Raw genomic sequence first — 6,131 nt, 5'->3', positions numbered from 1 at the left:
TACCTCTACAGCTCCTTGCATACTATACAGCAGTTGAAAAGGGCTGTGACGTTGATAAACCAAGAAATCTCGCTAAGTCAGTTACAGTTGAGTAAAAAAGTTGTTAAAGGTTTTGGTATTGTATAACCCAAAAAAACTCGTGTCACGAATAAAAAAGTCGTATCAAAAATAAAAAAGTTGTGTTAAAAGTCATGGTGAAAATAGGGTAGAAAACCTTATTGGAGCCATGATTTTTGTTTTAGGTTGAGTAGGGTTAAGGAGTAAGGTATAAGGCTAAAGGTATTGATTTTAAAGGATTTGAAGGGAGTATTGATGAAAGATATTGATTAAAACTTTCTCCTTTTTCCTTTTAACTTTTCCCTATTCCTGACACGACTTTTTTATCTAAAATGAGAGGGAAAATAGGAAGAAAATAGGAGGTAGGGATAAGGAAATAGGGTGATTTTTGACATGACTTTTTTATCTGGAAAGAAATAGGGAAATAGGGTTAAGGCGAGAAGGGGCAAGGGGTTGAGGGGGGTGGGGGTTTGACATGAGTTTTTTAAGTGTATACATAGTTAGGATTAAGTTTCAGTCAAAAAAGGGAAAGGGATAAGGGTTGAGAATAAAAAAGTTGTGTCAGAGATAAAAAACTTGTGTTGAAAATAATAAAGTCGTGTCAAATAGATAATAAAGTTGAGTTACATCTGAATAATAAATTCAAAAACCTCGCAGTAGATGCGGGATAACTCCTGTTTTACTGCGGAGTTTTTTATTTTTTGGGGGAAGGGTTAAGGGATTAGATTTTTCATTAGAGTTTTGATTAGAGCGATATATTGCTTAGAAATTTGAAACTACTGATTTTAAAGGAATTGAGAGAGGTATTGACTACTATATTGAAGATAATATTGATATAACAACTTAAAAGGTGGAATAAAATCTTTAACCTTACCCCATGAACCTTATTCTCAAAAACATAGATAGTAAATATCATCATAGATGCCATTAAGAGTTTAATAATAATATTGGAATCTGAATGAAATAATGATATAATTTTAATAACCCCCCATGGGGGATATTGATGGGAGGATTGTATATGAATGAAGTACATAAGCACAATCATGAAAATACTAAAGCAGTTATTAATAGATTATCTAGAGCAATAGGACATCTAGAATCTGTTAAGAAAATGGTAGAGGATGGAAGAGATTGTAGTGAGGTTCTTATTCAAATTGCAGCAGTAAAATCTGCCGTTAATAATATAGGAAAAATTATTTTACAGGACCATATCAATAACTGCGTAGTAAATGCAGTAGAAACTGGAGATAAAAAGGTAATAGAGGATTTAAATAAAGCCATAGAACAGTTTATAAAATAGATTTGAGAGGTATTTAGAATGGAAGATAAACAATATAAAGCAAATTTTTTTGCCATACTGGCAGCAGCATTATACGCTATTAGTTCACCTGTATCCAAACTATTGTTAAAGGAAATACCACCTACATTGATGGCATCTTTTCTATATCTTGGTGCAGGGTTAGGAATGTCTATTGCTGACCTAATTAAACATAAGAAATATAAGGAAAAGACTGAGGCAAGATTTACAAAACAAGAACTTCCATATACTATTGGCATGGTTATGTTAGATATTGTAGCACCTATTTTTTTAATGATTGGACTTACAATGACATCTGCTGCTAATGTTTCATTACTTAATAATTTTGAAATTGTTGCTACATCTCTAATCGCTTTAAAAGTATTTAAGGAACCCATAAGTAAAAGACTATGGAGTGCTATAATTTTGATTACTGTGTCAAGTATCATTTTGTCTGTAGAAGACATAAGTAGTTTTTCATTTTCATTTGGTTCTATTTTTGTATTACTGGCAACTATCTGTTGGGGACTTGAAAATAACTGCACAAGAAAGTTATCTTTAAAAGACCCAATACAAGTTGTTATAATAAAAGGATTTGGTTCTGGAATAGGTTCTTTACTAATTGCACTGACATTAGGAGAAAAAATAAATAATATATCTTATCTAATAGTAGCCTTAATATTAGGATTTTTTGCTTATGGCTTAAGTATATTCTTTTATATTTATGCCCAAAGATACTTAGGAGCAGCAAAGACAAGTGCTTATTACGCAGTATCTCCATTTATTGGCGTAGGGTTATCACTGATAATTTTTAGAGAACTACCAACATCCTCATTTATTATTGCATTATTTATTATGATTGCAGGTATGTATTTTGCGTCCACAGAAGAACACAATCATAAGCATCATCATATTGTAATAACTCATGAGCATAGTCATAGTCATAATGATGGTCATCATAATCATAGTCATAATGAAACTATTATCGGTAGACATACTCACATTCATACTCATGAAGAATGTACCCATTCACATAGACACACTCAAGATATTCATCATAGTCATGCTCATTAAACTAAAAAACTCATGTTGTATAACCCTAAAAACTTGTGCCGCGAATAAAAAAGTCATATTACAGATAAAAAAGTTATGTTAAAAATAATAAAGTTCTATTAAATAGATAATAAAGTTGTGTTAATGACAGTATTGGGACATGGAATCCTGGAACTTATTTTAATTATCATTAGAGAACTCGCCTCCATATGAAGGGGAAATAGTCTACAAAGATGATAAAGGTGCAATTTGCAGATGCTGGAACTGGCGTGAAGCAATAAGAACAATGCTTACTGAAAATACGACTAATGCTTTCTTATGTATTGAATTAGTAGACGAAACTAGAGTAGTAGAATTTGAGAATGCATTAAAAGATTTGGCAAAATCAGTAGAAGATAATTTAGGTGGAACAAGTAAAATTTCAGTTTTAGATATAAATAATAAGGAAATAGTAATAGAGTAAATTAGGGGGTATAGGAATGAACGTTTTTAGTTATAAAGATATTTATATTGAAGATGGTAAAAGGGTGTTAGAAGTAAATATCCTGCCTGAAAAGTATTGTAACTTTGATTGTATATTCTGTCCTATTGGAAGGTCGTATAATAAAGTAGACACACAGCAGTCCTTTGATGAAATAGATGATTCATTAAATGAACTAGAAAGTATGATAGAAAATAATAATGTTGATTTAGTTTTTATTAACTCAAAAGGAGAAGCCCTTGTAAACAGTAGAATTAGTGATATCATTGACTTAATCAAAAGTAAGGGAGTACCTGTAAGGCTGTTATCTAACGGCTATTTATTGGGTAGAAAAGAATATATGCAAATAGCCAATAAATGTGATGAAGTTATTGGAGAGATAAAGGCAATTTCAGAAGAAGATTTTCAAAAAATCCAAAGACCAATTGAAGGATATACGCTAAAAGAATATATTTCAAATATGATTCTATTTAATAAACAATATAAAGGAAAATTTATTTTAGAAGTAACAATTATTAAAGGCTATAATGATACAGAGGAATCTGTTAATAAGATAAAAAATATTATTAATGAAATATCTCCAGACAAGGTAATTGTTGAAAGAATGAATGATGAAAGATTTAAGAAAAAACTTGGTATATCCGATGAAAGGTTTGATGAAATTTCAAAAGCATTACAAAATATTTAACTTTAGTGAATAATATTCTCACAATGTGTATTAAGAGAGGTTATATGCATTTGCAGGGGGGTAATAGTCTGGCGAAGCATGAGTTTGGAATAATAGATTCTTTTGAAGAAAACAAGTGGTATAGCGAGTATGAGCCTGAAAAACATAATTGTATTTCTGTAAATGATGATTTAATAGAAGAATTAATTATAAAGTATAATGAAGAATTAATGGCGATAAAAACATATTTTCAGGTTACAACTCAGCCAGGAAACGGCTTGGATTATTATGGGGTAACGCTCATCCCGCCAAAGTCACTTATACAATTTAGAGATGTTATTATCAAGGCAAATAGTCAATATCAATCCCAAGAACTTCAAGCCCTTATTGAAATGATAACTGATGCGATAAAAAAGGATAAATATTTAATTCACTATGGAATATAAGCAGTATTTACTGATAAGATATTGAAAGTTGATAAAGCAAATGTGAGGATTTATCGGATAAAAAAGTACTCTGTACATTGCGTATATTTTTGAACTTTATACAAAATAGGTATTGACTATCACCTTAGGGGTTAGCCTATGATAAATTATGAGGTGATACGAATGTTAATTAAAGATGTTTGTAAAAAATGTAAATTGACAAAAAAAGCAGTTGAATATTATGAGCAGCAGGGATTGATTTCTCCAGCGGTTGAGGATAATGGTTACCGAAATTATAGCGATGAAGATATTTCTGTATTAAAAGAAATTGGAACCTTAAGAAAATTAGGTATTAGCATTGCTGATATCAAGAATATTCTTGCAAGTACCAATAAAGCCGCTGCTCTGGCAAAGTGCAAATATAAGATGGATTTAGAAGTTGAAAAAGCAATGGCTAAGAAAAAATGTTTAGAACAGTTGATGGATGATTATAATATTGACCAAGCAATTACCTATATTGAAGAAAACATTGAGAAGCATTTCACAATTAAAGAGAAATTGTTGCAAGCATTTCCAGGAGGTTATGGAATGTATCTATGCATACATTTTGGACAGTTTCTTAATGGGAAAATTGATACTGAGGAAAAAGAAGAGGCATATAATAAAATTGTTGATTACTTAGATACGGTTTCAAAAATAGAATTTCCGAAAGAATTGGAAGAATATTTGCTGCAAGGTCTTGGACAGTTGGAAAAGATAGATATGCAGAGAATAAATTCATCTATAATAAATGCAGTAAACAATATAGATATATATTTAAAAGAAAATAAGGAAGATATTGGAAAATATTTGGAATATAGAAATTCAGATGAATATAAAAAATCACCAGCCTGTAAAATGCAGCAATTATTATTGCAGTTTCAGCAAGAGAGCGGTTATTATGATATATTTATTGAAAATTTAAAAATATTGAGTGACTCATATAGAGAGTATCTTGAAAAACTCCAGGTAGCAAATAAAACATTTGTAGATAAATATCCTCAGATTGATAATATTTATAAGTTGTAGTTATACAAGAATAACGATTATGATTAAAAAAGAAAGCACCAGCATTTGCTATATATATTAGTTTTTGAATGTTTATATATTTGTTTTTACATAAGATATTTTGACAAGCAATTAAAGAGTGTAAAATGTATGCTTTTTACAATATTGCACAGAATCAAGAAAATATGCGAAAAGAGAAAACCGAAAGGATTGTATAAGGAGATTATGAAAGGGAGTGAATAGAATGGAAAAGAAATTGACGGCAGATGATTTAAAAAGAATCGCCGAAGAGACAAAACACCTTAATATAAAACCCTTGGAAGTAAAGATTCCTGAAAGTATTAAAAAATACGATAGAATTGAAATAGCAAAAGAGAGAAGTAGAAAAATTTTAGGAAGGGATTTCTAAAAGAGGGCTACATCATCTTAAATTATATTATAAAATATAGATATAAGTAAAAGTGAATTATTATAAACTTCGATTTTAGAGTTTTTACTCGATTATAGGCGTGTCTTTATATAGGGATATTGTTAGCCAGAGTACCTTAGTTAGGTAACATTTAGGGCAAGAAGTCTTGGGAATCATAAATCTCAAGGCTTATTATTTTTGAAATTTTTTAGATTTCATCCTCGGACTCCAAGTGAAATTAAAGGAGGATTATTTTAGAAAAGTTACACCATCAATAGTTTTACTGATTGTGATAATTATTACTCTTATATATTAATATAATAATTATAGTAGTGATAGATAACATTATAATCAACTTTTGTTACTATTGTATAACCATTAAAATTCATATTACAGATAAAAAAGTCATATCAAAAATGAAAAAGTTGTGTTAGAAATAATAAAGTCATGTTATGTGTAAGTAACAAATTCTAAAACCTCGCATCTTATCATTCTGAAAAAATTCCTTTCAAGTGAATCTCAAGTTCATCAAAACTTGGAGATACTGCACTATTACAACCATTATAAACGCCGTTCTGTTTGTATTCGCCTTCTTTCAAAAGTAAGCGTCAAATGTTTCCCACATAGAAATGTTGCTTTATTCATGAGAAAATATTCCTGAGAAAAGGAGGAATCGTATCATGAATAAAACAGAA

Annotated in this window: 6 protein-coding genes and 1 pseudogene; all 7 read left to right on the top strand. The window is 29.9% G+C overall.

The features are described 5' to 3' along the window. Window positions 1–1,075 precede the first annotated feature (1,075 nt). The 7 genes and pseudogenes from EDD71_RS14835 to EDD71_RS15450 all read left to right on the top strand — a co-directional run bounded on the left by EDD71_RS14835 (window position 1,076) and on the right by EDD71_RS15450 (window position 5,436). Complete coding sequence (locus tag EDD71_RS14835) at window positions 1,076–1,357, top strand: metal-sensing transcriptional repressor (RefSeq protein WP_077713001.1); 282 nt, start codon at window positions 1,076–1,078, stop codon at window positions 1,355–1,357. An 18-nt stretch (window positions 1,358–1,375) separates the two neighbouring features. Further along, a complete protein-coding gene (locus tag EDD71_RS14830; protein WP_133629491.1) occupies window positions 1,376–2,428 on the top strand; it encodes a DMT family transporter in 1,053 nt (350 codons plus the stop codon). A gap of 172 nt (window positions 2,429–2,600) precedes the next feature. After that, a pseudogene (locus tag EDD71_RS14825) lies at window positions 2,601–2,870 on the top strand (phenylalanine--tRNA ligase beta subunit-related protein); the annotation flags it as partial. A gap of 16 nt (window positions 2,871–2,886) precedes the next feature. Beyond that, complete coding sequence (locus tag EDD71_RS14820; protein WP_078054684.1) at window positions 2,887–3,576, top strand: radical SAM protein; 690 nt, start codon at window positions 2,887–2,889, stop codon at window positions 3,574–3,576. Window positions 3,577–3,620: 44 nt separating this feature from the next. Continuing rightward, the gene (locus EDD71_RS14815) at window positions 3,621–4,001 is read left to right on the top strand and encodes a hypothetical protein (RefSeq protein WP_242943625.1); all 381 of its coding nucleotides are present in this window, start codon (window positions 3,621–3,623) and stop codon (window positions 3,999–4,001) included. A gap of 138 nt (window positions 4,002–4,139) precedes the next feature. Then, complete coding sequence (locus tag EDD71_RS14810; protein ID WP_243116488.1) at window positions 4,140–5,048, top strand: MerR family transcriptional regulator; 909 nt, start codon at window positions 4,140–4,142, stop codon at window positions 5,046–5,048. Between the two features lie 223 nt (window positions 5,049–5,271). Further along, window positions 5,272–5,436 (top strand): hypothetical protein, encoded by a 165-nt coding sequence (locus tag EDD71_RS15450; protein WP_158077013.1) that lies wholly within the window; start codon window positions 5,272–5,274, stop codon window positions 5,434–5,436. Window positions 5,437–6,131 lie beyond the last annotated feature (695 nt).

Source organism: Fonticella tunisiensis (assembly GCF_004364155.1).
GTDB classification, from domain to species: domain Bacteria; phylum Bacillota; class Clostridia; order Clostridiales; family Caloramatoraceae; genus Fonticella; species Fonticella tunisiensis.
This window is presented reverse-complemented; position numbering and strand designations above follow the sequence as displayed.